The following is a 25363-nucleotide window of genomic DNA, read 5'->3' as shown; positions in this document are numbered from 1 at the left end:
TCATCAGGCAGGGGACAGGTTTAGATAACGTCGATCTCAGCGACGGAAGGGTAAATCCAGCTTGGGCGGAACGGCATACTGTCAATATCATTGATTGTTGATACGCCTGAAAGCACCAGAATGGTCTCCAGACCGGCCTGGAACCCCGCCAGAATGTCGGTGCGCAGGTTGTCGCCGACGATAACGGTCTCTTCCGAGTGCGCCTGCATTTTGTTTAACGCCGCGCGGATGATCCACGGGCTGGGTTTGCCGACATAAAACGGCTTCCGGCCGGAAATTTTTTCAATGCCTGCGCACAGCGCGCCGCAGGCCGGATAAAAGCCGCGACCGTGGGTATCCGGGTTGGTGGCGATAAAGCGCGCGCCATTGGCGACGAAAAATGCCGCTTTATGCATCATGTCCCAGTTGTAGGAGCGGGTCTCTCCAACGATGACAAAATCAGGGTTCACATCGGTAATGGTAAAACCCGCTTTATAGAGCTCGTGAATAAGCGCGCCTTCGCCCACGACATACGCTTTCTTACCTTCCTGACGGCGCAGAAAATCGGCTGTCGCCATTGCTGACGTATAAAACACGCTGTCCGGCACGTTAACGCCAGCGGTAGCAAAACGGTTCGCCAGATCCTGGCCGGTTTGCGACGGGTAATTGGTCAGCAGCACCAGCGGCAGACCTTTTTCCAGAATCCCCGTCAGAAATTCCGCCGCACCGGGTACGGCTACGTTGTCGTGCATCAGCACGCCGTCGATATCGCAGATTACATTCTTGATGGTCATGAACTACCCAGGGAATTTGTGAATAATCCGATACTATAAGAGCGCATCAACTTTCCAGCAAACGTTGCAGCAATGTTCCGTTGAGCATGGCGCGTTTAACTAAGGCAAATGCGCCGATAGCAGAACGGTGATCCAGCGTGGAGCGTACCACCGGCAAATTTTTGCGAAATGCCTTTAACGCCTGCGTATTGATACAGCTTTCGATAGCGGGCAACAGGACTTTATCGGCTTCAATGATCTCGCCGGCAATGACGATTTTTTGCGGATTAAACAGGTTGATAGCAATGGCGATCGTTTTGCCCAAATGGCGGCCAACATGCTCAATGACTTCCGAGGCCAGGCTGTCGCCCCGGTTTGCCGCCTTACAGATGGTTTTAATCGTGCAGTCGTCAAGCGGAACACGGCTTTGATACCCTTGTTTAAGCAAATTCAGCACCCGTTGTTCAATCGCCGCATTGGCGGCAATGGTTTCCAGACAGCCGAAATTACCGCAGTGGCAGCGCTCGCCCAACGGCTCCACCTGAATATGCCCAATTTCGCCGACGTTGCCGTTACGGCCAATGAAGATGCGCCCGTTGGAGATAATCCCGGCGCCTGTACCACGATGGACGCGCACCAGAATCGAGTCCTCGCAATCCTGACTGGCGCCGAAGTAGTGTTCCGCCAGCGCCAGGCTACGGATATCGTGTCCCACGAAACAGGTAACGTGAAACCGTTTTTCCAGCGCTTCGACCAGTCCCCAGTTTTCAACCTGAATGTGCGGCATGTAACGAATCACGCCGCTTTCCGGATCGACAAGCCCTGGCAGGATCACCGAGATAGCGATCAATTCACGAATTTTACGCTGACAGCTATCAATAAAGACGGCGATGGTGTTGAGCAGCGCATGTTCCAGCGTCTCCTGGGTGCGCTCCGGTAGCGGATAATGCTCCTCAGCGACCACTTTACTGCTCAGATCGTAGAGCGTTAAAGTGGTGTCATGACGGCCCAGGCGAACGCCAATGGCGTGGAAGTTACGGGTTTCCGTGACGATAGAGATAGCGCGGCGGCCTCCGGTAGAGGCCTGCTGATCGACTTCTTTGATCAGCCCGCGTTCAATGAGTTGACGCGTAATTTTCGTTACGCTGGCGGGGGCAAGCTGGCTTTGCTCGGCAATTTGTATGCGCGAGATAGGACCATGCTGGTCAATCAGGCGGTAAACGGCCGCGCTGTTAAGCTGTTTTACGAGATCAACGTTACCTATCTGAGCTTGTCCGCCTGGTGTCATATTCTCACTTACTCAAGTCAACGACCTCGTCACCATTAACGATGGTCTTGATAATTTTAAAATCGTGGGTGAACGCGGTCAGGTTGGCGACTTTACCCGGCGCAATGCTACCGAGATGTTTATCAACGCCGATAGCGCGAGCCGGATAGAGCGTTGCCATGCGCAGCACTTCATCCAGCGCGATGCCGCAATGCGCGACCAGGTTGCGTACGCCTTCAATCATGGTTAAGGACGAACCGCTCAACGTACCGTTTTCATCCACACACAGTCCATTGCGGTAGTATATTGTTTTACCTGCGAAAATGAACTGCTCAATATTGGCCCCCGCCGGTGCGGTGGCGTCTGTCACCAGACAAAGTTTGTCGCCTTTCAGGCGTTTGGCATTGCGAATGTTGGCGTAGTCGACATGCAGACCATCGGCGATAATGCCGCAATAAATATCCGCTTCGTCCAGAACAGCGCCAGCAAGGCCCGGCTCACGCCCTGTAATGTACGGCATCGCGTTAAACAGGTGAGTCGCAAAGGTAATCCCGGCGCGGAAGCCCGCTTTTGCCTCTTTTAACGTCGCGTTGGAGTGACCTGCGGAAACCACAATGCCCGCATTCGCCAGTTTAGCGATTACGTCAGCAGGCACCATTTCCGGCGCGAGAGTGACTTTGGTGATGACGTCGGCATTATCGCATAAGAAATCGACCAGCGCAGCGTCTGGTTTACGCACGAAATCAGGATTATGGGTGCCTTTTTTTACCAGATTAAGCCAGGGGCCTTCCAGGTGGAGACCCAGCGCCTGGTGCGGATGTTTTTCCAGGTATTCGCGCATGACGCGAATGCCCTGTTTCATCAATTCATCGCTGGTAGTGATAAGCGTTGGCAGAAAGTTAGTACAGCCCGATTTTTCATTGGCTTTCTGCATAATTTCCAGCGTTTCAACGCTGACGGCTTCTGCGGTATCGTTAAACTGCACGCCGCCGCAGCCGTTTAGCTGCACATCAATAAAACCGGGGGAGAGAATGGCCCCATTCAATGAGCGTTGTTCTATTCCCGGCGGCAGTTCGGCCATCGGACAAACGCGGTCAATCAGGCCATTAGCGACAACAAGCGCATGGTCATCAAGAATTTCGTGACCGGTAAAGATCCGGCCCTGGGTTAAAGCATACATTCTGACCCCCGATATCAAAAATTTACCGCCCCGCATTGACTGGCGGGGCGGAGACAACATTACAGACCTTTAATATTTTCTGCTTCTAATTCATTGAAATATTTCAATGTTTTAACTTTAAGTTCCATTGTGGAAGGCTCATCGCATACCACAACCGCTTTCGGATGGAGTTGCAGGCAGCTAATGGTCCACATGTGGTTGACGTTGCCTTCAACCGCCGCCTGCAGCGCCTGGGCTTTCTGATGGCCCAGCACCAGAATCATCACTTCTTCCGCATCCAGCAGCGTGCCTACGCCTACCGTCAGCGCGTATTTCGGCACCTGGTTTACGTCGCCGTCAAAGAAGCGGGAGTTCGCTACGCGAGTATCATGGGTTAACGTTTTGATACGGGTACGGGAAGCCAGGGAAGACGCCGGTTCGTTAAAGGCGATGTGACCGTCGTTGCCGACGCCGCCCATAAACAGATGGATTTTACCGTAAGAACGAATTTTTTCTTCATATTGACGGCATTCTGCATCGATATCCGGTGCGTTACCGTTGAGAAGATTGATGTTTTCTGCTGGAATATCAACGTGATCGAAAAAGTTACGATGCATAAAGCTGTGGTAGCTTTCCGGGTGCTCTTTCGGCAGGCCAACATATTCGTCCATATTAAAGGTGACCACATGCTTAAAGCTGACCTCGCCCGCTTTGTGCATCTCAACCAGCGCTTTGTACGCCGTTAGCGGCGTGCCGCCGGTAGGCAGCCCAAGGACAAACGGACGATCGGCGGTCGGTTTGAACGCATTAATACGGTTAACGATATGGCGAGCGGCCCATTTGCCAACCTGTTCTGCGGTACTCAGGGGGATCAGTCTCATTCTTCACCTCAATAATCAATGTCAAAATTTGGCGGATCGTATTAAGCGTAACCTGGATATCCAGGGTTCGTGTTCAATCCGTCCTGATTTTTTGAATCATAAAATAAGTTTTCCGTGTTAGCCAGTGGATGGTGGGGGTAATTACGATATTTAGTGATTATAATCACAAAAAACACCCGTTTAATTTGCGAGGCGAATTAATTTTCCACACACTCTGCAGAAGATGATCTCACCGTTCGATTACAGAACATCACGTTTTTAACGTTTGCAGCACAATAAAAAACGGCTTCAAAGAAGCCATATCGGCGTCTCGTAGGGGGAATAAGATGAATATTTTAGGTTTTTTCCAGCGGCTGGGTAGGGCGTTGCAGCTCCCTATCGCCGTGTTGCCGGTGGCAGCGTTGTTGCTGCGATTCGGCCAACCAGATTTGCTGAATATGCCGTTTATCGCGCAAGCGGGCGGGTCTATTTTCGATAACCTGGCGCTGGTTTTCGCTATCGGCGTGGCCTCCAGTTGGTCTAAAGATAGCGCGGGCGCGGCAGCGCTGGCGGGAGCCGTGGGTTACTTCGTCATGACCAAAGCGATGGTGACGATTAACCCGGAAATCAACATGGGCGTGCTGGCGGGGATTATTACCGGTCTGGTCGGCGGCGCGGTTTATAATCGCTGGTCTGGTATCAAACTGCCTGATTTTCTCAGTTTCTTCGGTGGAAAACGTTTTGTGCCGATCGCAACGGGCTTTTTCTGTCTGGTGCTGGCCGCTATTTTCGGTTACGTCTGGCCGCCGGTACAGCATGGTATCCATGCGGGCGGTGAATGGATCGTTTCCGCAGGCGCGCTGGGTTCCGGTATCTTTGGCTTCATCAACCGTCTGCTGATCCCCACCGGTCTGCATCAGGTACTGAACACCATCGCCTGGTTCCAGATTGGCGAATTCACCAATGCCGCAGGCACTGTATTCCACGGCGACATCAACCGCTTCTATGCTGGCGACGGCACGGCGGGGATGTTTATGTCCGGCTTCTTCCCGATCATGATGTTTGGTCTGCCGGGCGCCGCTCTGGCGATGTATTTCGCCGCGCCGAAAGAACGTCGTCCGATGGTGGGCGGTATGCTGCTGTCTGTCGCGATCACCGCGTTTCTGACCGGCGTAACCGAGCCGCTGGAATTCCTGTTTATGTTCCTGGCGCCGCTGCTGTACCTCCTGCACGCCATTTTGACCGGTATCAGCCTGTTCGTCGCGACGCTGCTGGGTATCCATGCGGGCTTCTCTTTCTCGGCAGGCGCGATCGACTATGTTCTGATGTATAACTTGCCAGCGGCCAGCAATAACGTCTGGATGTTGCTGGTGATGGGCGTTGTATTCTTTATCATCTACTTCCTGCTGTTCAGCGCGGTTATTCGTATGTTTAACCTGAAAACGCCGGGCCGCGAAGATAAAGTTGATGAGATGGTAACGGAAGAAGCCAACAGCAACACCGAAGAAGGGTTAACGCAACTGGCGACCAGCTATATTGCTGCGGTTGGCGGTACGGACAACCTGAAAGCTATCGATGCGTGTATTACCCGTCTGCGCCTGACCGTGAACGACTCTGCTCGCGTTAACGATGCGGCCTGCAAACGCCTCGGCGCTTCCGGGGTGGTTAAACTGAACAAACAGACCATTCAGGTTATTGTCGGCGCGAAAGCGGAATCGATTGGCGATGAAATGAAGAAAGTGGTGGCGCGGGGACCGGTCGCGGCAGCGTCTGCTGATGTGGCTCACGTTGCAACACCTGCTCCGGCGGCCAAACCCCAGGCGGTGCCGAATGCGGTGACTATCGCTGAACTGGTCTCTCCGATTACCGGTGAGGTAGTGGCGCTGGATCAGGTACCGGATGAAGCTTTCGCCAGCAAAGCGGTCGGCGACGGCGTGGCGGTGAAACCCACCGATAAAACCGTGGTTTCTCCGGCGGCGGGTACTATCGTGAAAATCTTCAACACTAACCACGCGTTCTGTCTGGAAACCGAAAAAGGCGCGGAGATCGTTGTCCATATGGGTATCGATACCGTCGCGCTGAACGGTCAGGGCTTCAAGCGTCTGGTAGAAGAGGGTGCGGAAGTCACGGCGGGTCAGCCGGTGCTGGAACTGGATCTGGACTTCCTGAATGCCAACGCGCGCTCCATGATAAGCCCGGTTGTTTGCAGCAACAGCGATGACTTCAGCGCTCTGGTCATCAAAGCGGATGGTCACGTGGTAGCGGGTAAAACGCCACTGTACGAGATCAAGAGTAAATAATCGCTTCTTGGCCGGATAAGGCGTAAGACGTCATCCGGCGATATCACAGAAAACATAAGCGGCAGAGGGAAACCTTCGCCGCTTTTTTTTACCGCAATTAGCCCCAATATTTTCTGCAAAGCCACTTTTTAAGTAACTAAAGGTTGTCAGTCTGTCCGGCTTATAAGATCATATGCCGTTATACGTTGTTTACGCTTTGAGGAATCCACGATGAGTGAGGCTGAAGCCCGCCCGACTAACTTTATTCGTCAGATTATTGATGAAGATCTGGCGAGTGGTAAACATACCACTGTCCATACCCGTTTTCCGCCGGAGCCGAATGGCTATCTGCACATCGGCCACGCGAAATCTATCTGCCTGAACTTTGGCATTGCGCAAGATTATCAGGGCCAGTGCAACCTGCGTTTCGATGACACCAACCCGGTAAAAGAAGATATCGAGTACGTTGATTCGATCAAAAACGACGTCGAGTGGTTAGGCTTTCACTGGTCTGGCGATATTCGCTACTCCTCCGATTATTTTGACCAACTGCACGCCTATGCGGTCGAGCTGATCAATAAAGGCCTGGCCTACGTTGATGAGCTGACGCCGGAGCAGATCCGCGAATACCGCGGTACGCTGACCGCGCCGGGTAAAAACAGCCCGTTCCGAGATCGCAGCGTGGAAGAAAACCTCGCGCTATTTGAAAAAATGCGTACCGGCGGTTTTGAAGAGGGTAAAGCCTGTCTGCGCGCTAAAATCGACATGGCGTCGCCGTTTATCGTGATGCGCGATCCGGTGCTGTATCGCATTAAATTCGCCGAGCATCATCAGACCGGCACGAAGTGGTGCATCTATCCGATGTACGACTTTACTCACTGCATCAGCGATGCGCTGGAAGGCATTACTCATTCTCTGTGTACGCTGGAGTTCCAGGACAACCGTCGTCTGTACGACTGGGTGCTGGACAACATCACCATTCCGGTTCACCCGCGCCAGTACGAATTCTCGCGCCTGAATCTGGAATACACCGTGATGTCCAAGCGTAAGCTGAATCTGCTGGTGACCGACAAACACGTCGAAGGCTGGGATGATCCGCGTATGCCGACTATTTCCGGTCTGCGCCGTCGCGGCTATACCGCGGCTTCTATTCGTGAGTTCTGCAAACGCATCGGCGTCACCAAGCAGGACAACACCATTGAGATGGCGTCGTTGGAATCCTGCATTCGCGAAGATCTGAACGAAAACGCGCCGCGCGCAATGGCGGTAATCGATCCGGTAAAACTGGTTATCGAAAACTACCCGCAGGGTGAGAGCGAAATGGTTACCATGCCTAACCATCCGAATAAACCGGAGATGGGCAGCCGTGAAGTGCCGTTTAGCGGTGAGATCTGGATCGATCGCGCAGATTTCCGCGAAGAAGCGAACAAGCAGTACAAGCGTCTGGTGATGGGCAAAGAAGTGCGTCTGCGTAATGCCTACGTCATTAAAGCGGAGCGCGTAGAGAAGGATGCCGAAGGGAATATCACCACCATCTTCTGTACCTATGATGCCGATACGCTGAGTAAAGATCCGGCTGACGGGCGTAAAGTGAAAGGCGTAATCCACTGGGTTAGCGCAGCACATGCGCTGCCGATTGAAATTCGTCTCTACGACCGTCTGTTTAGCGTGCCGAATCCAGGCGCCGCGGAGGACTTCCTGTCCGTTATCAACCCCGAATCATTAGTGATTAAGCAGGGGTATGGCGAGCCGTCGCTGAAAGCGGCGGTAGCAGGAAAAGCTTTCCAGTTTGAACGTGAAGGCTACTTCTGCCTCGACAGCCGCTATGCAACGGCCGATAAGCTGGTCTTTAACCGCACCGTGGGCCTGCGTGATACCTGGGCGAAAGCGGGCGAGTAAGCACTGCGCCTACAGGCGAATGCTGTAAAAATACCTTATCAACGCCGCGTTCTGCGGCGTTTTTTCTCTGCATTTCTAAGTCGATTCTCTTTTTTGCGAGGCGAATTAATTATTTTCTGAAAATTATTGATCTGATAAATGATTATTAATATAAATGTTATAAGCGTCAGGTCAACAGGAGACAATTATTTTCATGCCTATGGAAAACAAGTCAATTTTCTTTCTGGCGGTCTGCTTCCCCCACCAGCAGTCGAATGTAACAGAAAGCAATTAAATATGTGCGGTTGCTCATATTATTACATACTGGTTACAGAAAGAGATTGATAATTCGCATCGCGAAAAATAGTCTATTTAACGTAGTAAATGAGGTTTCTCAGCGCTACTTTTTATTTTTATTTTTTCGCTGTTCGCTTTTGTCGGCAGCAATTTATACGTCAAAGAGGATTAACTTATGCGTACGTTTAGTGGCAAACGTAGTACGCTGGCTCTGGCTATCGCCGGTATCACAGCAATGTCGGGGTGGATCGTTGTTCCGCAGGCGCAAGCCTCCGGCTTTTTCGACGACTCCACGTTAACGGGCGGCATCTATTATTGGCAGCGTGAACGCGATCGCAAAGATGTGACCGACGGCGACAAATATAAAACTAACCTTTCTCATGCGACCTGGAACGCTAACCTGGATTTTCAGTCTGGTTACGCTGCGGATATGTTCGGTCTGGATATCGCGGCGTTTACCGCGATTGAAATGGCAGAAAACGGCGACAGCGGTCATCCAAACGAAATTGCCTTCTCGAAAAAGAATAAAGGCTACGACGAAGACTATTCCGGCGATAAGAGCGGTATCAGTCTTTATAAAGCCGCAGCGAAATTTAAATATGGCCCGGTCTGGGCGCGCGCCGGTTATATTCAGCCTACCGGTCAGACGCTGTTAGCGCCGCACTGGAGTTTTATGCCGGGTACCTATCAGGGTGCGGAAGCCGGCGCCAGTTTTGACTATGGCGATGCGGGCGCGTTAAGTTTTTCCTACATGTGGACTAACGAATATAAAGCGCCGTGGCATACCGAAATGGATAAGTTTTATCAGGCGGATAAAAAAACCAATGTAGATTATCTCCACTCCATCGGCGCGAAGTACGACTTCAAAAATGATCTGGTGCTGGAAGCGGCGTTTGGTCAGTCCGAAGGCTATGTCGATCAATATTTCGCAAAGGCCAGCTATAAATTTGATTTAGGCGGCAATCCGTTCACCACCAGTTACCAGTTCTACGGCGCGCGCGACAAAGTAGACGATCGCAGCGTGAATGACATTTACGACGGTACGGCCTGGCTGCAGGCGTTGACCTTCGGCTACAAAGTCGCGGAAGTGGTTGACCTGCGTCTGGAAGGCACTTGGGTGAAAGCGGACGGTCAGCAGGGCTATTTTCTGCAACGTATGACGCCAACCTACGCCTCTTCAAACGGTCGTCTGGATATCTGGTGGGATAACCGCTCCGACTTTAACGCTAACGGTGAAAAGGCGGTTTTCTTCGGCGCGATGTATGACCTGAAAAACTGGAATCTGCCGGGCTGGGCTGTGGGCGCGTCTTATGTTTACGCCTGGGATGCTAAACCGGCAACCTGGCAAAGTAACCCGGATGCTTACTACGACAAAAACCGCACTATCGAAGAGTCCTCATACAGTCTGGATGCGGTTTATACCCTGCAGGAGGGGCGTGCCAAAGGCACCATGTTCAAACTGCACTTTACCGAATATGACAACCACTCCAATATTCCAAGCTGGGGCGGTGGTTACGGCAACATCTTCCAGGATGAGCGTGACGTGAAATTTATCGTTATTGCGCCATTCACTATTTTCTGATGTCAGATGCGGCAGGCTGCCGGCCTGCCGCGCTGTTGAGGAACGACCTATGAAAAAAATTTTACTCATCGCCAGCATGACCGCCGGTTTGACGGCCTGCGCGTCATCACCCGCGCCGGAAGAAGATAGCCGGCTGAAAGAGGCGTACAGCGCCTGTATCAATACCGCACAGGGCTCGCCTGAGAAGATAGAGGCCTGCCAAAGCGTACTGAATGTCCTTAAAAAAGACCGCAAACATCAGCAATTTGCTAACGAAGAAAGCGTGCGGGTACTGGACTATCAGCAGTGCATTCAGGCGACGCGCACGGGTAACGATCAGGCGGTCAAGGCTGACTGCGACAAGGTCTGGCAGGAAATTCGCAGTCATAATAACGTGCAATAAAAACCTGCCTTGCCACCCACGGGCGAATGTTTTCCGCCCGTGGTTTTTTCAGGCTTTATTTTCTGCCGCGATATAGCCGCGACTCAGACGTACAAACAGCATCGCCGTCGCGGCAAGTCCACATAATGCCGCGCACATCAGCCACCAGCCGGGCGAGCTTTTGTCGCCGGTTAACTTTACCAGCGCGGTAGAGATGGCCGGCGTCAGGCCGCCAAAAATCGCCGTCGCCAGGCTAAAGGCCAGCGAGAAACCAACGGTACGCACATAGACTGGCATCACTTCGGTTAACGCCGCGACCATTGCGCCGTTATACATGCCAAAAAAGAAAGAGAACCACAGCAGTACCAGCGTCATGCGGGTAAAGTCGGGTGCGGCGGTCAGCCACTGCATGACGGGCCAGGTGGTGATCAGCGCCAGCAACGTAATGCCCATTAACACGGCGCGACGGCCAATCCGGTCGGAAATCGCGCCGCCAATGGGTAACCAGATAAAATTGGACACCCCCACCAACATGGTGACGATCAAACTGTCCCGCGCGCTGAGATTAAGCACGGTTCTGCCATAGGTCGGCGTATAAATGGTGATAAAATAAAACGTTGTGGTGGTCATCGCCACCAGAAGCGTTCCGGCCGTAATAATGCGCCAGTTTTTGGCGATAGTTGCAAAAATTTCCCTGGTGTCGGGGCGATGCTTGCGTTGTAAAAACGCTTCTGTTTCTTGTAATGAACGACGTAAAACAAAAATCAGCGGAATGATCATACAGCCGATAAAGAACGGAATTCGCCAGCCCCACTCCGATATCGCGTCGTGTCCCAGCGTGATATTCAGGCTATAACCAATCAACGCGGCGACAACGATCGCGACCTGCTGACTGGCGGATTGCCAACTGGTATAAAACCCTTTATTGCCTGGCGTTGCGATTTCGGACAGATAGACCGAGACGCCGCCTAACTCAACGCCCGCAGAAAATCCTTGTAATAACCGGCCCAACAGCACCAACGCAGGCGCTGCCAGGCCGATCGTTTGGTAGCCGGGGACGAGGGCGATGAGCAACGTACCGCAGCCCATAATCGCCAGCGTCACCATCAGCCCTTTACGGCGTCCGATTCTGTCAATATAGGCGCCAAGCACAATCGCGCCGACGGGGCGCATTAAAAAACCGGAGCCAAAGACGGCAAAGGTCAACATTAATGAGGCAAATTCGCTTTCCGCCGGAAAAAACGTTCTGGCGATATAGGTGGCGTAAAATCCGAACAAGAAAAAATCAAACTGTTCAAGAAAATTGCCGCTTGTCACGCGCAGTATTGCGCCGAACGTGCCGGCGCGCGATGTTGCAGGTGTGTGTTGTGCCATAGGGTTTGCTCTCCACTGTCTTTATTGTTTTATGGGTAAGATGTTGCGGGTCAGTTGCCTGTATCCCCCGCATGTTTTCCGCGTCGCTTCTCAACTGCCCATTTGAGTAAGGCCGCGCAGCGGAAAAATCCGTGGGCGAATTTTCCGTAGGGAAGGGTGAGAAAGAGCGCCATCACCACGCCTAAATGGAGCGCCAGCAATATGCCCATTCCGCTGGTGTCTCTGCCTGCCAGCAGCGCCAGCCCGGTCAGACTGGTTAAGAACAGCAGCAGAATAAAGCCGCGATCCATGGGTTTCTGGCGCGCATCGCCATGTAACGGCGACCGCCGCAGATTGAGCCACAGTAGCCCGGCCGGGCCGATAAGCAGGCCGATACCGCCCAGCGTGCCGAGTATGACCGGCAGGCTAAAGAACGGATAGGGCGCTTCCCAACCGGCGACGTAGTGATAGCCCGTCGCCACGACCGTGGCGGCAAAACAGAGCATAAAACCGTAAAAGGTAAAGTGATGAAAGCGACGGCGCAGCAGCGTGAATGCATCGTCCGCTTCGTTACAGCCTTTGCCGTGACCGCCGTCGAGATATTTCAGCGTTAACGCATTGTGCGACGCTTCCGCAATCTCCGCCGAACGCGGTACGCCCGGCGAGATCTCACGCCAGAAGCGGATTACGCCCGCCATAAGCAAACCGATTGCCAGCACAAAAACTGAGCCAAACATCCATGCCAGCAGGCTATGCGGAAAAATTTGATAGAAGTCACCGGCCAGCGGCGGATGAATCAGCGACCCTTTCAGCGCCATCGCCAGTAATAAAAAGAGCGTCAGACCGACTATCAGCGCCAGCGCGACGGTGATCCCCGCCCGACGGTATAACGCGCCAAAAGCGGCGGGCTGGGCATACTGTTGATACGTCTCCAGGCGGGCTTGCGCCATCGCTTTCGGCACGTTAATGGCAAATTCATGGGGCGGCGCGTACTGGCACGCGTGCAGGCAGGCACCGCAGTTATGACATAAATTCGCCAGATAATGAATATCGGCTTTACCGAATTCGAGTCGCTGGGTCATCGCCGGAAATACCGCGCAAAAACCTTCGCAGTAGCGACACGCGTTACACACTTGCATGACGCGTTCGACCTCGGCTTCCGGTTCGGTAAGCACGGTGGCCTCAATGATTAATTTTTCAAGCTGTTTCATGCTGCGCCTCCTTGTGCGCCGCGCGGGCGGCTTCTATTCCCGCAATGCGGCCAAAGGTTGTGCCGATAGACATGCCTACGCCTGCGGTATACCCCTTGCCCAGAACATTTCCTGCCATCATCTCGCCGGCAACAAACAGGTTGCGGCTTGGATGACCGGCAAAATGCACCGCGGCACGTTCATTGACTTTCAGACCCAGGTAGGTAAACGTGATGCCGGGTCGCAGCGCATAACCGTAGTAGGGCGGCGCATCAAGCGGGCGCGCCCAGTGGGTTTTCGCCGGCGTCAGGTTTTTAGTAGCGCAGTCATCAAGCAAGGTATGATCAAAATGACCGGGTTGGCAGGCCTGGTTATACTGCGTGACGGTATGGGTAAATTTTTCCGCGTCCAGCCCCAACTGGCAGGCCAGCTCAGCTAGCGTATTGGCCTGCGCGCCAGGAAAAACCGGCGGCATAAAGTGGCCGATGGCTTTGCTGTCAATAATCGAATAGCCAATTTGTCCTGGCTGTTGAGCAACCAGCCGCCCCCAAATGGCGTAACGCTTCGGCCAGAAATCTTCGCCTTCATCATAAAAACGTTCGGCGTCGCGATTCACGACAATACCCAGCGATACGCAATCCACGCGAGTACAAATACCGCCGTCGTACAGCGGCGCCCTGGCATCAATCGCTACGCAGTGCGACTGGGACGGATCGCCAATGATATCCGCGCCGGCATCCATCATAAATTTGAGTAATACGCCCTGGTTAAAACGCGTGCCGCGAATCAGGAAATTATCCGCGGGCCATTCGCCGCGGGCGTTTTCTCCCCAGGCCTCCCGCAGCCATTCACGGTTTGATTCGAAACCGCCAGCCGCTAATACGCAGGCTTTGGCGGTAATACGTTCGCTACCTGCCAGCGCTGCCACGAATTCGCCGTCATGAAGTTCAAGCGCGTGAACCGGCGTGTTATAGCGAATCTGTATGCCCAGCCGTTCGGCGCTACGGTAATAGGCATTGACGAGCGCTTTCCCTCCGCCCATAAAAAACGCATTGGTGCGCGCAACGTGGAGCGCCCCAGATAGCGGCGGTTGAAAGTTAACGCCATGTTTGCGCATCCAGTCGCGGCATTGCGAAGAGGTGCGAATGACCAGCCGCGCCAGCGCCTCGTTGGTGTTGCCGTCGGTGACTCGCCACAGATCCTGCCAGAATTCCTCTTCAGGATAGCTTTCTACCAGCACATCCTGCGGCGCATCATGCATACAGCGCAGGTTTCGTGTGTGCTGAGAATTTCCGCCGCGCCATTCTTGCGGGGCAGCCTCCAGCAGCAGAACCGATGCGCCCGCTTCCCGTGCGGTCAGGGCGGCGCATAATGCGGCATTGCCTCCGCCTATCACCAGTACATCAACCATCTTATACTCCCGTACCATTTAACTATTTGTTAAATTTGTAATTGAAATGTATACGGATAAATAAGCGGCGCGCTATCAGGTAGCGCTAAACAGGGGTTTAGTAAGCGTAAAGGGTTGCGCCCGGCCATTCGCCGGCGTCGACTAACTGACGCATAACTTTGGTAAGGACTACTCTGGCGGCAAGGCCGGCGGGCGTCAGTTCATCATCCGACAGGCTGACTAAAAAATTGGGGCGGCTGAGTACCGGATTATGGACGCCGATCACGCGTAGCGCGTCGTTATCCAGATGAGAAATTGCCGCGCCGGGCTGTAACGTGGCGCCAAGACCGTCGCGCACGGCGCGCATCAACAACGCCAGGCCGTCAATTTCCGCGACGATTTCAACGTTAAGCGCATGTTCCTGGCAGACAGCGTCCAGCCTGCCGCGCAGCCCATGTCCCTGGCTTGGCATAATGAGCGGAATGCCTGCCAGTTGTTCAGGTGTGATCGGGTTATCAGGAAGCGCCGCCAGCAGGGCATGGGAGCCAATCAGAAAAAGCTGTTCTTCAAGGATCGGTCTGGCGCTCCAGCGCAGGATTTTATCTTTTTGAAAGACAACGGCTAAATCAATCTGGCGGGTATTGATCATTCTTTCCAGATTACCGGACAAGCTTTCCACCACATGCAGTCGGACATCGGCATAGTTTTCCTGCATGGCATGGATAAACGGTATACCCAGTATGGAGGCGGTACTGGGGGCCATTCCTACGCTCACATGACCGGAAAGGCGCGCTTCTCTGGCGGCGAGAATCGCGTCGTCGGCATGACGCAGGGCGAGTTGCGCCTGTGAATAAAAGGCCAGCCCGGCGTTGGTTGGCGTTACGCCGCGCGAGGTGCGCTGCAGCAGACGGATAGCAAGCTCGTTTTCCAGACGGGACATCTGTTGACTTAATGCTGAAACGCCAATATCAAGATCCTGTGCGGCGCTGCCCATACTGCCGGTTTCAATAATACGCACGAAATAGCGTAACTGGCGAAGCTCCATTCCTGCTCTCCTGAGATGCGATAGCGTTTTTTTACATTAAATCAACATCAAGCGGCAGGAAAGAGGAGGATATAAAAAAGCCAACCGGGCGGTTGGCTCTTCGAAAGATTTACACTTATTTAGTCGCGTCATCGTGCGCGTGCTCGTCTTCGCGGCAGTCGCCTTCAGCGCAGTGGCCGTAAAGATAGAGGCTGTGATTAGTTAAACGAATACCGTGTTTCGCCGCAATTTCACGCTGGCGCGCTTCAATAGAGTCATCACTAAATTCAATCACTTTTCCGCAGTCAAGGCAGATAAGATGGTCGTGATGATGCTGTTGCGTCAGTTCAAAAACGGATTTACCGCCTTCAAAATTATGGCGGGTCACGATACCGGCATCGTCAAACTGGTTCAGCACACGGTACACGGTTGCCAGACCGATTTCTTCACCCATGTCGATCAGGCGTTTGTATAAATCTTCCGCACTGACGTGATGGTTATCTGGTTCCTGAAGAACTTCCAGAATTTTTAAACGAGGAAGCGTTACTTTCAGGCCAGCCTTCTTTAATGCGGTATTGTTGTCAGTCATGCGGAATCTGTCCTGTTGCTAAACGATTCACTTCATTAGAGAAGTGACAGAAATTGCACTCAAGATAATGCGTATCATTATAGGACTGCCATGCCGAAATGAAAACCGCAAGTCTCTTGCAGATGTTAATAAAACTGTGGTTTTGCCTGCAAATTTTGGCGCCACCTGATTACACCCGGACATTGTACAGGGATGGGTGCGAAAGTTACAAATTTGTAGCAATTATTTTGATTGGTCTTGTCTATTGATGCGGCGCAGATATAACGCTGCGCCGCATAAGATTAGGCGTTGAGGATGTCGTCGAGGTGCAATTCAGCCGAAACTTGCTTAACCCATTTTTCAACACGCTCGGCGGTCAGTTCAGGCTGACGGTCTTCGTCAATCGCCAGACCGACAAAATGATCGTCGTCAGCCAGACCTTTAGAGGCTTCAAAATGATAGCCTGCAGTTGGCCAGTGACCCACAATCGTGGCGCCGCGCGGCTCAATAATGTCGCGAATCGTGCCCAGCGCATCACAGAAGTATTCCGCGTAGTCTTCCTGATCGCCACAGCCAAACAGCGCCACCAGCTTACCGTTAAAGTCAATCTCTTCGAGAGTCGGGAAGAAGTCATCCCAGTCACATTGCGCTTCGCCATAGTACCAGGTTGGGATGCCCAGCAGCAGAATGTCATACCCTTCCAGGTCTTCTTTACTGCTTTTTGCAATGTCATGCACATCGGCAACGTCTTTACCAAGCTGTTTTTGAATCATTTTTGCGATATTTTCGGTATTACCGGTGTCGCTGCCGAAAAAGATGCCAGTGATTGCCATGAGTAAAATAACCTCTTGAAACTTATTGAAATGGTGGTGGCGAATTGCCCACGGATAAGGGCAATCATAGCAGAACAGGCAGATATGCGGAAACAGCAATCACGCGGGACTGCACGCTCTGCTACACGAAATATGAAACAAAACTTATTTTCAGACTAAACCCTGGCCGCGCAGCGCCATAAGCTGCTTCATTAATATTTCTTCAATGAGCTCGCTGCGGCTAATGTTGCGCGCTTCGGCCAGCTCATTCAGCGCGTCAACCGCTTGTGCGTTGAGTTTTAATTCGACACGCTTGAGGCCACGAACTTTGTCGCGTTTTAACTGGTTGCGCTTGTTGATGCGTAACTGTTCATCGCGCGAAAGCGGATTCGTTTTAGGTCGTCCCGGGCGACGCTCGTGCGCGAACAGATCTAATGTCGTACGGTCCGTTTGTTCTTTGGCCATGATTTTGGTGACTTCGGGGGAAACAATCAGCCAGGCTTATGCCCGGATGGATAGCGCGCCATCATACATCAGCGAGGAAGCGACGCCAACGCCCGCGCGCGTAATCGCGCACAGGCGATGAGTTTTTAATCAGTTAGCGTTTATCGTGCAGATAACGGCGGATGGCGCGCAGAACCGCCTCTGGTTTTTCGGCATGTACCCAGTGGCCCGCGCCGGCGATCACATGCGCGCGCGCCAAAGGGAATTGCGCCAGCAGCGCGTCGCGGTACGCTTCGGTGACGTACGGCGAGTTACCGCCTGGAATAAACAGCGCCGGATGTTCCCAGGGCGGAATGGTTTCCCAGCCGACGATATGCGGATACTGCTCCCATAATACCGGAACATTAAAACGCCATTCGCCTTCAGCCCAGGATTTTAACAGAAACTGGATCACGCCTTCTTCGTTGAGGTGCTGGCGCATAATCCCTGCCGCCTGTTGGCGGGATGTCGCGTCGGATTCGCTGACGGCGTTAATGGCCGCGAAAATACGATCGTGGCGGCGAACGTGATAATCCACGGGTGCGATATCAATCGCGACCAGACGATCGATGCGATCGGGCGCCAGCGCCGTCAGCGCCATTACCGCTTTTCCGCCCATGGAATGACCAATAAACGTCGCTTTTTCAATCTGCTGCGCGTCAAGCGTATCCAGAAGATCCTGGGCCATTGCCGGATAATCCATGACCGGATCGCGCGGCGATAAACCATGATTGCGCATATCGACCTGAATAATGTCGTGATCGGTCACCAGATCGCGCGCCAGTACGCCGAGGTTGTCCAGGCTGCCAAACAGGCCATGAACGAGAACGATGGGGGAATTATTGTGCAGGTTTTGTGCAGATTGCGCTCGGATGTTTAATTTCATGGCAAAGTTCTTTTTTTCGCTCTGTCGGGTTAGGGTATTATGTTGACCATTCTGCCACTGGGCTGCAACCTCTAAGGTTTACTCCGAGTTTTTTTGTCAGCCGGGCTTAACGCTATCCGCTGTTGGGATTTGTTCCTATAATCCCAATGACTTGTATTCAGCAAAGACATCGCACTGGATTAAGATGAAAACGATTGAAGTTGATGATGAACTCTATAGCTATATTGCCAGCCACACCAAGCATATCGGCGAGAGCGCATCCGACATTTTACGGCGTATGTTGAAGTTTTCCGCCACGACACAGCCAACGGCTTCAGCGGTGAAGGGGACGCCTGCGGCGCAACCCGTTGCCGAAGCGAAACCGGTCAACCCGGTAAAAGACAAAGTTCGCGCGATGCGTGAGCTGTTGTTGTCTGACGAATATGCCGAGCAGAAAAAAGCGGTCAACCGCTTTATGCTGATTCTGACTACACTCTATTCACTGGATCACCACGCGTTTGCGGAGGCGACGGAGTCGTTGCATGGCCGCACGCGCGTCTATTTTGCGGCGGATGAACAAACGCTGCTGAAAAATGGGAATCAAACTAAACCTAAGCACGTTCCCGGCACGCCGTACTGGGTGATCACCAACACCAACACCGGCCGTAAATGCAGCATGATCGAACACATCATGCAGTCAATGCAATTCCCGGCGGAATTGATTGAAAAGGTTTGCGGAACAATTTAATCCTTGCATTAGAAGGACCAGGCAATGGCAATCCACAACCGCGCAGGACAACCCGCGCAACAGAGTGATTTGATTAACGTCGCCCAACTGACGGCGCAGTATTATGTACTGAAACCGGAGGCAGGGAATGCAGAACATGCCGTGAAATTTGGCACTTCCGGCCATCGCGGCAGCGCAGGTCGTCACAGTTTCAACGAACCGCATATTCTGGCGATCGCCCAGGCGATTGCTGAAGAGCGGGCGAAGAATGGCATTACCGGCCCCTGCTATGTGGGGAAAGACACCCATGCGCTCTCGGAACCGGCCTTCATTTCCGTGCTGGAAGTGCTGGCGGCAAACGGCGTAGACGTTATCGTGCAGGAAAATAATGGCTTCACGCCAACGCCTGCCGTGTCAAATGCTATCCTGGTCCATAACAAAAAAGGCGGCCCGCTGGCAGATGGTATTGTCATTACACCGTCGCACAACCCGCCGGAAGATGGCGGTATTAAATATAATCCGCCCAATGGCGGCCCGGCGGATACCAACGTCACTAAAGTGGTAGAAGATCGCGCCAATGCGCTGCTGGCGGGCGGCCTGCAAGGCGTTAAGCGCATCTCTCTGGATGCGGCAATGGCCTCGGGCCACGTTAAAGCGGTAGATCTGGTGCAGCCATTTGTCGAAGGGCTGGCGGATATCGTTGATATGGCGGCGATTCAGAAAGCCGGTCTGACGCTGGGCGTTGATCCGCTGGGCGGCTCTGGTATTGAATACTGGAAACGTATCGCTGAGCATTACAAGCTTAACCTGACGTTAGTTAACGATCAGGTTGATCAAACCTTCCGCTTTATGCACCTTGATAAAGATGGCGCGATCCGTATGGATTGCTCCTCCGAATGTGCGATGGCGGGTTTACTGGCGCTGCGTGACAAGTTTGACCTGGCCTTCGCCAACGACCCGGACTACGACCGTCATGGCATCGTGACGCCTGCAGGGCTGATGAACCCGAACCATTATCTGGCGGTCGCCATTAACTATCTGTTCCAGCATCGTCCGCTGTGGGGCAAAGACGTGGCTGTCGGTAAAACGCTGGTCTCTTCCGCGATGATTGACCGCGTGGTGAATGACTTGGGACGCAAGCTGGTAGAAGTGCCGGTTGGCTTCAAATGGTTTGTTGACGGTTTGTTCGACGGCAGCTTTGGTTTCGGCGGGGAAGAGAGCGCGGGCGCTTCGTTCCTGCGTTTCGACGGTACGCCGTGGTCTACCGATAAAGACGGTATCATCATGTGCCTGCTGGCGGCGGAAATCACCGCTGTTACCGGGAAAAACCCGCAAGAGCATTACAATGAACTGGCAGCGCGTTTTGGCGCGCCGAGCTATAACCGTCTGCAGGCGGCAGCGACCTCGGCCCAGAAAGCGGCATTGTCTAAACTGTCTCCGGAAATGGTCAGCGCCAGCACTCTGGCAGGCGACCCGATCACCGCGCGTCTTACCGCAGCGCCGGGTAATGGCGCATCGATTGGCGGCCTGAAGGTAATGACCGACAACGGCTGGTTCGCCGCGCGTCCATCCGGTACGGAAGACGCTTACAAGATCTATTGCGAAAGCTTCCTGGGGGAAGAACATCGCAAGCAGATTGAGAAAGAAGCCGTTGAAATCGTTAGCGAAGTATTGAAAAACGCCTGATGGGCGATATGGAAGAAAAAGGAGCCTTACGGCTCCTTTTTTGTATTAACGGCGCTGCGCTTATCAGGCCTGTAAATCGCCTCCAGGCCAGATAAGGCGCTTTTGATATCTGACTTATTCGCTCTGAGTCGCCAGATGTCGGCGGCAGGTGAGGGCGTCGCATTCGATACGCACCACGCAAACCGCTTTCATCATATCTTCCCGATAACTGAAGGTTTTTCCCGGATCGGTCTGGCGCATAATGACGTCCAGGCCGTGGCGCATCTCCTCGCGCGTTTGCAATATCGATGCCAGTCCGGTGGCGAAAACGCTGGTGTAGGCGTAGCTATAATCACAGGGGTCATCGGCACGTAGTAATGCATGGTCGCCGTCCATTTCAATGCATACTGCCGGGTTCTTACGTAACAGACGCATCTTTTTCCCGGTGCGTGCGCCGTGAAAATAAAATATCCAGCGTCCGTTCTGATACTCGTAGCCAAAATTTACGGGGACAACATACGGACAGAGATTGTCGTTAAACCCTATCCGACACACTTCGTGTTTACTGAGAATAGCCAGTATTTCTGCTATATCAGTGACTTCCCGTTCTGGATTACTCATTTCTATTATCTTATTCAAAGAGTGAAAATGCCCGGGCTATCGTTACCGCAGCCCGGGCGCGCCATCAGCCGTGTTTATTTTTCAATTCAAAACGCGGTGAGACCAGGCCGTATAACGTCCAGCCGAGGAAGGTCACAATTGAGCCGTACAGCATGGCTTCTTCACCGGAGGAATATAGCGCGTAGAAGCTATACATGGCGCCAACGAAGGCCACGAAGTTAGCGACTTTCGCTTTTGATGACGGCACATTCGCCATTTTCTGAATGATAACCAGCGCGGCCATCGACAGAATATACGGAATAATGTTCGTCACCACCGCCAGGTTAACCAGGACGTTAAACTGACTATTCAGCGACGGGCTAATGGTCATCAGCGACAGGCCAGTCTGAATAATCACAATAATCAGCATCCCCTGTACCGGCGCGTCGACTTTCGTTACACGAGAGAAGACTTTCGGGAAATAGCCTTCGTCAGCGGAGGATTTAAAGACCTGGGCGATAGTGAACTGCCAGCCCAGCAGCGAGCCGCAGCAGGACATTACCATCAGCGCCATGATCACTTTACCTACCGCAGGCGTGAACATCTGTGCAAACGCCAGACCAAACGGCGCCGTGGAGTTCGCCAGATCCATGTTCGGCACAATCCCGGCAATCACGTTAGTCGAAACGATATAGATGACCGCCGCGCCCAGCGTACCGCCCAGTACCGCGATGGGGACGTTCTTTTCCGGATTCTCGACCACGTCTGCGTTGGCGCAGGCGGATTCCAGTCCAAGAAATGCCCACAACGTCATGGCGATGGAAGAACCGACCGCGCTAAAGAACGGAACATGGTGCGGGTTCCATGACGCTACGTACATGCTGGGGCTAAACCAGAACCAGCCAATGATGCACAGGCCGACAACCGGAATGATGACGCCCCAAACGGTAACGCTACTGATCTGTCCGGTAATACGCGCGCCGCCAAAGTTTGCGATGGTACAAACCCACAATACGGCGATAGTCGCCAGACCGATCTGGAGCGGCGTCAGCGCGGCGCCGAACAGTTCGGTACCATAGCCGACAGCGGAGATGGCGATAGCCACGTTGGCGATCAGTAGCGAGACGCCGTAGGTATAGTTCGCCATAAAGTTACCGGATTTACCGAAGGCATATTCGGCGTAACCGCCCATGCCGCCGGATTTACGGCTAAACATACCGCATTTCGCAAACGCCCAGGCCAGCGCCATCGAGCCGACGGCGGTGACCAGCCAGGAGATAATGGATATCGTGCCGACTTCAGACAGTTTGGTCGGTAGCATGATGATCCCGGAGCCCATCATGTTGACCATAGTCAGAATTGTGAGCTGCACGACACCCATTTTATTGGATTTAGGTTTACTCATAATTTTTCCTCCTTCAGCAGGGAGCGCTGCGCGTCACGAGGTTTAATGACGTAGCACCAGACCTGCTTACGGCCGTCGTGTTCTTCGATATAAACGCCCTGCAGTTCAGGCGCAAAGCCCGGCAGCAGGTTGATCCCTTCTTCCAGGGCGCTGAAGTAACGCAGGACAGAACCGCCCCAGATTTCACCCGGAACTACACACAGCACTCCCGGCGGGTAAGGCAGAGCGCCTTCAGCCGCGATACGACCTTCGGCTTCCGGCAGGCGAACCAGTTCGACCTCGCCGCGCAGATAGGCATAGTTGGCCTCTTGCGGATTCATACTGACTTTCGGGAAATGCGATTTACGGAACATCTCTTTTTGCAGCTGTTTCACGTTGTGCCGCGCATAGAGATCGTGCATCTCCTGGCAAAGCTGACGCAGGGTATAGCCGGCATAACGCGCTTCATGCTGTTTGTAGATGGACGGTAATACTTCCGCTAACGGCGCATCAGCTTCCAGCAGTTTTTCGAAACGAGCCAGCAGGGCGACAAGTTGTTGTAACTTCGCCATGTCTTCTGCCGGCGTCAGCAGGAACAGAATGGAGTTGAGGTCACATTTTTCCGGCACAACGCCGTTCTCGCGCAGGAAGTTGGCGAGGATCGTGGCAGGAACGCCAAAGTCTTCATATTCGCCGCTCGCTGCATTAATGCCCGGTGTGGTGAGCAGCAGTTTGCAAGGGTCGACAAAGTACTGATGTTCGGCATAGCCTTCAAACGCATGCCAGTGTTCTCCCGGAACGAAGTGGAAGAAGCGCAGATCGCTGGCGATCTCTGACGTCGGGTATGACTGCCACGGCTTACCATCAATCAGTTCCGGTACGAACGGACGGATGTGATGACAGTTTTCGAGGATCAATTTACGGGCATCGATGCCGTTAACCACGCAATCCATCCACATATTGCGACCGCTGACGCCTTCGTGCATTTTGGCGTTAACGTCCAGCGCGGCGAACAGCGGATAGAACGGGCTGGTGGAGGCGTGCATCATAAAGGCGTTGTTCATGCGCTTATGCGGAACGTAGCGCGATTGCCCTTTGATATGGCTATCTTTTTTATGGATCTGCGAGGTCTGGGAGAAACCGGCTTGTTGTTTATGAACGGACTGCGTCACCAGAATACCCGGATCGTTTTCGTTCAGTTCCAGCAGCAGCGGCGAACAATCGGCCATCATCGGAATAAATTGTTCATAGCCGACCCAGGCGGAGTCAAACAGGATGTAGTCGCACAGATGACCAATTTTATCAACGACCTGACGGGCGTTATAAATGGTACCGTCGTAGGTGCCTAACTGGATGACGGCCAGACGGAATGGACGTGCTTCGCGGGCACGCTGCGGCGCGACTTCGCTAATCAGCTCGCGCAGGTAATCTTCTTCGAAGCAGTGAGCGTCGATCCCGCCGATAAAACCATACGGGTTACGCGCGGTTTCCAGATAAACTGGCGTTGCGCCCGCCTGCAATAATGCGCCGTGGTGGTTAGATTTGTGGTTGTTACGGTCAAACAGTACCAGATCGCCCGGCGTTAACAGCGCGTTGAGTACGACTTTGTTAGAGGAGGAGGTCCCGTTCAGCACAAAGTAGGTCTTATCGGCGTTAAAGACTTTCGCCGCATGTTGCTGCGCAATGCAAGGCGCGCCTTCGTGAATCAGCAGATCGCCCATCGCCACGTCCGCGTTGCATAGGTCGGAGCGGAAGAGCGTTTCGCCAAAGTATTCCACGAACTGATTACCGGCAGGATGACGGCGGAAGAATTCGCCGCCCTGATGCCCCGGGCAGTCAAATGCGCTGTTGCCCTGGTTGACATAATCCACCAGCGCGCGGAAAAACGGCGGGCGTAACTGCGTTTCGTAGTGGCTTGCCGCGGTTTCCAACTGGCGACCATAGAAGGCAGTACGGGATTCATTATATTCGAATACACCAGAGATACGCGGCAAATACTCAGGCGGTACGCGCCCTTCGTCATGTGTCGCGACAAACACGGGAATACCGTAACCCGTTGCGTCGATTTCATCGAGTTTTCCGTGTTCAATGTCGTCGATGGATAACACGATGGCAGCCACGTCGATGAAACGACTCTCATCAACATTTACAATATTACGGTGTGTAGAAAAACAATCCGGGCAATGACGGCTAACGGCAATTTTTAATTCTGACATTTTTTCATCTCTTTATTTCAGGTAATAGCAGGCCCTCAATTTCTCGCATGAGAAACTGATTCTTCCGGAAAAAATCAAAGCTATCCCGCTGATAAAAAAATCAGTAAATTAGCTTTATTTTAGATGTAATAAATCCCAACCCGTCCGGTTGCAGGAAATTCAGGATTTAAGGAGTTGAGTACTACGATATACAGGCAGAAACCGTGATAACTAAAATTGCGCTGAGTCGGAATTTCTTCTGTCAAACCACATAGTTAGCTGGCTGCGCGTAAAGGAATTACCGTACTGTCGCTTTTAACAATTCGAGTTATTTAGGCAATAGACCTGAATGACATAAGGGTCGGAAAGACCTGTATGCTGAAGTACCCGTAGCAGAAAAACTACCGGGCATTAAAGAAATGAAAGTCGAAACTATTACGGTGGGCAAACATCATAATATGCGTTGTCCGCCTTATATGGGGCATAAAACGATTATTATTTTCCATTTTGAGATCCTTTCATTGATTTATTGAAAGCATGGATATTTTATCCAGGAAGCGCCAGCAATCTGTGAACCAGATCAACAAAAAACGATCATTTGAAAAATAATTAGTCGGCGATTATGCATATCGTGCTGTGAAATAACGGATTGTTTCTTAAATGTTAATTATA

The 25363-nt window shown here is 52.8% G+C and carries 22 protein-coding genes and 1 pseudogene; 6 read left to right on the top strand and 17 right to left on the bottom strand.

What is annotated here, in order from left to right; translation table 11 throughout:
• Positions 1-20 precede the first annotated feature (20 nt).
• Genes nagD through nagB form a run of 4 tightly spaced genes read right to left on the bottom strand, consistent with a single transcriptional unit; the run spans position 21 to position 4059 of the window.
• A complete protein-coding gene (gene nagD / locus HU143_RS15715; protein ID WP_000153143.1) occupies positions 21-773 on the bottom strand; it encodes a ribonucleotide monophosphatase NagD in 753 nt (250 codons plus the stop codon).
• Positions 774-819: 46 nt separating this feature from the next.
• The gene (nagC, locus tag HU143_RS15710; RefSeq protein WP_000187578.1) at positions 820-2040 is read right to left on the bottom strand and encodes a DNA-binding transcriptional regulator NagC; all 1221 of its coding nucleotides are present in this window, start codon (positions 2038-2040) and stop codon (positions 820-822) included.
• A 4-nt stretch (positions 2041-2044) separates the two neighbouring features.
• Positions 2045-3199 carry an N-acetylglucosamine-6-phosphate deacetylase gene (gene nagA, locus HU143_RS15705; protein ID WP_023245076.1) on the bottom strand — a complete coding sequence of 385 codons (1155 nt, stop codon included), beginning with the start codon at positions 3197-3199 and terminating at the stop codon, positions 2045-2047.
• A 59-nt stretch (positions 3200-3258) separates the two neighbouring features.
• A complete protein-coding gene (gene nagB, locus HU143_RS15700; RefSeq protein ID WP_001237059.1) occupies positions 3259-4059 on the bottom strand; it encodes a glucosamine-6-phosphate deaminase in 801 nt (266 codons plus the stop codon).
• Between the two features lie 326 nt (positions 4060-4385).
• On the opposite strand from nagB, the gene nagE reads away from it, so the two are divergent.
• The 4 genes from nagE (at position 4386) to chiQ (ending at position 10456) form a co-directional block, all read left to right on the top strand.
• Positions 4386-6338 carry a PTS N-acetyl glucosamine transporter subunit IIABC gene (gene nagE / locus HU143_RS15695; protein ID WP_053505565.1) on the top strand — a complete coding sequence of 651 codons (1953 nt, stop codon included), beginning with the start codon at positions 4386-4388 and terminating at the stop codon, positions 6336-6338.
• Between the two features lie 210 nt (positions 6339-6548).
• The gene (gene glnS / locus HU143_RS15690; RefSeq protein WP_001287186.1) at positions 6549-8216 is read left to right on the top strand and encodes a glutamine--tRNA ligase; all 1668 of its coding nucleotides are present in this window, start codon (positions 6549-6551) and stop codon (positions 8214-8216) included.
• Between the two features lie 451 nt (positions 8217-8667).
• Positions 8668-10074 carry a chitoporin ChiP gene (gene chiP, locus HU143_RS15685; protein WP_001258803.1) on the top strand — a complete coding sequence of 469 codons (1407 nt, stop codon included), beginning with the start codon at positions 8668-8670 and terminating at the stop codon, positions 10072-10074.
• Positions 10075-10123: 49 nt separating this feature from the next.
• A complete protein-coding gene (gene chiQ / locus HU143_RS15680; RefSeq protein ID WP_000722258.1) occupies positions 10124-10456 on the top strand; it encodes a ChiQ/YbfN family lipoprotein in 333 nt (110 codons plus the stop codon).
• Positions 10457-10504: 48 nt separating this feature from the next.
• Here the strand turns inward: chiQ and tcuC are convergent, their stop codons facing one another.
• The 9 genes and pseudogenes from tcuC to ybfF all read right to left on the bottom strand — a co-directional run bounded on the left by tcuC (position 10505) and on the right by ybfF (position 18141).
• Positions 10505-11809, bottom strand: coding sequence for a tricarballylate/proton symporter TcuC (gene tcuC, locus HU143_RS15675; protein WP_051129161.1), 1305 nt, complete (start codon positions 11807-11809; stop codon positions 10505-10507).
• Between the two features lie 50 nt (positions 11810-11859).
• Positions 11860-12999, bottom strand: a complete 1140-nt coding sequence (gene tcuB / locus HU143_RS15670) for a tricarballylate utilization protein TcuB (RefSeq protein ID WP_051129162.1) — start codon at positions 12997-12999, stop codon at positions 11860-11862.
• A complete protein-coding gene (gene tcuA, locus HU143_RS15665; protein WP_051129163.1) occupies positions 12986-14389 on the bottom strand; it encodes an FAD-dependent tricarballylate dehydrogenase TcuA in 1404 nt (467 codons plus the stop codon). The genes tcuB and tcuA overlap by 14 nt, the downstream gene beginning before the upstream one ends.
• 97 nt (positions 14390-14486) lie before the next feature.
• Positions 14487-15413: a tricarballylate utilization LysR family transcriptional regulator TcuR gene (tcuR, locus tag HU143_RS15660; RefSeq protein ID WP_000423371.1), complete on the bottom strand. Its 927-nt coding sequence runs from the start codon at positions 15411-15413 to the stop codon at positions 14487-14489.
• Positions 15414-15528: 115 nt separating this feature from the next.
• Positions 15529-15981 (bottom strand): ferric iron uptake transcriptional regulator, encoded by a 453-nt coding sequence (gene fur / locus HU143_RS15655; protein ID WP_000131699.1) that lies wholly within the window; start codon positions 15979-15981, stop codon positions 15529-15531.
• Positions 15974-16059, bottom strand: a pseudogene (locus HU143_RS15650) (ryhB-regulated fur leader peptide). Before HU143_RS15650 ends, fur begins: the two are co-directional and overlap by 8 nt.
• A 203-nt stretch (positions 16060-16262) precedes the next feature.
• Entirely contained in the window at positions 16263-16793 is a 531-nt protein-coding gene (fldA, locus tag HU143_RS15645; RefSeq protein ID WP_001018621.1) for a flavodoxin FldA, read from the bottom strand.
• Between the two features lie 150 nt (positions 16794-16943).
• Entirely contained in the window at positions 16944-17237 is a 294-nt protein-coding gene (ybfE, locus tag HU143_RS15640) for a LexA regulated protein (protein WP_001040939.1), read from the bottom strand.
• A 133-nt stretch (positions 17238-17370) separates the two neighbouring features.
• Positions 17371-18141: an esterase gene (gene ybfF, locus HU143_RS15635; RefSeq protein WP_000773245.1), complete on the bottom strand. Its 771-nt coding sequence runs from the start codon at positions 18139-18141 to the stop codon at positions 17371-17373.
• A gap of 184 nt (positions 18142-18325) precedes the next feature.
• Between ybfF and seqA the strand changes: the two genes are divergently transcribed.
• Complete coding sequence (gene seqA, locus HU143_RS15630; RefSeq protein ID WP_000848395.1) at positions 18326-18868, top strand: replication initiation negative regulator SeqA; 543 nt, start codon at positions 18326-18328, stop codon at positions 18866-18868.
• 24 nt (positions 18869-18892) lie between these two features.
• A complete protein-coding gene (pgm, locus tag HU143_RS15625) occupies positions 18893-20533 on the top strand; it encodes a phosphoglucomutase (alpha-D-glucose-1,6-bisphosphate-dependent) (RefSeq protein WP_000974385.1) in 1641 nt (546 codons plus the stop codon).
• Positions 20534-20647: 114 nt separating this feature from the next.
• On the opposite strand, the gene HU143_RS15620 is transcribed toward pgm, so the two are convergent.
• The 4 genes from HU143_RS15620 to speFL all read right to left on the bottom strand — a co-directional run bounded on the left by HU143_RS15620 (position 20648) and on the right by speFL (position 25197).
• Positions 20648-21133, bottom strand: coding sequence for a pyridoxamine 5'-phosphate oxidase family protein (locus tag HU143_RS15620; protein ID WP_000070053.1), 486 nt, complete (start codon positions 21131-21133; stop codon positions 20648-20650).
• 64 nt (positions 21134-21197) lie between these two features.
• Positions 21198-22517 (bottom strand): putrescine-ornithine antiporter, encoded by a 1320-nt coding sequence (potE, locus tag HU143_RS15615; RefSeq protein ID WP_000042658.1) that lies wholly within the window; start codon positions 22515-22517, stop codon positions 21198-21200.
• Positions 22514-24712 (bottom strand): ornithine decarboxylase SpeF, encoded by a 2199-nt coding sequence (gene speF / locus HU143_RS15610; RefSeq protein WP_001292402.1) that lies wholly within the window; start codon positions 24710-24712, stop codon positions 22514-22516. The genes potE and speF overlap by 4 nt, the downstream gene beginning before the upstream one ends.
• A 380-nt stretch (positions 24713-25092) precedes the next feature.
• Positions 25093-25197, bottom strand: a complete 105-nt coding sequence (speFL, locus tag HU143_RS15605; protein ID WP_015632840.1) for a leader peptide SpeFL — start codon at positions 25195-25197, stop codon at positions 25093-25095.
• Positions 25198-25363: the final 166 nt, after the last annotated feature.

The sequence above is a fragment of the Salmonella sp. SJTUF14076 genome, assembly GCF_015534835.1.
In the GTDB taxonomy this organism is placed as follows: domain Bacteria; phylum Pseudomonadota; class Gammaproteobacteria; order Enterobacterales; family Enterobacteriaceae; genus Salmonella; species Salmonella enterica.
The sequence above is the reverse complement of the archived record's forward strand: the minus strand, read 5'-3'. Positions and strand labels throughout refer to the sequence as shown.